The sequence below is a fragment of the Colwellia ponticola genome (assembly GCF_005885605.1).
GTDB classification, from domain to species: Bacteria; Pseudomonadota; Gammaproteobacteria; order Enterobacterales; family Alteromonadaceae; genus Colwellia; species Colwellia ponticola.
Map to the genome: position 1 here is coordinate 1 of NZ_SZVP01000093.1, position 465 is coordinate 465.

A 465-nucleotide genomic window follows, 5' to 3' on the forward strand; every position below is an offset into this window, starting at 1 on the left:
AAATTGGATCAAACTCTGTCAATTTATTAAAAAAATCAGAAACATCACCTTCACGCAAATGTTCTGGAATTAAATTTTGAATATCAATTTCTTCAAATTCATTTTGCAAGTCCAATTCCCTGGCCAAAATCAATAATTTTCTACCTACATCATTCCCGCACAAGTCCTCTCTTGGATCGGGCTCCGTATATCCGTTATCAATTGCTTCTTTCAATATTTCGCTGAACGGAGCGTCTTTTGCAGAAAAATTATTGAACAAATAACTCAATGTTCCTGAGAAAACACCTTTAATCTTCGTAATATTTTCACCTGAAAGGTGCAATAATTTAATTGTATCAATCAACGGTAATCCCGCTCCCACATTCGTTTCATAAAGATAACTCTTTTGATTATCTGCCAATACTTTTCGTAATTTTTTATAAAAACTATAACTCAACGTATTGGCTACTTTATTGGATGAAATCA

At 32.7% G+C, this 465-nt stretch carries 1 pseudogene; it reads right to left on the reverse strand.

Annotated features, from left to right (window positions below):
- Positions 1-400, reverse strand: a pseudogene (locus FCS21_RS17730) (bifunctional aspartate kinase/homoserine dehydrogenase II); the annotation flags it as partial.
- Between the last annotated feature and the right edge of the window lie 65 nt (positions 401-465).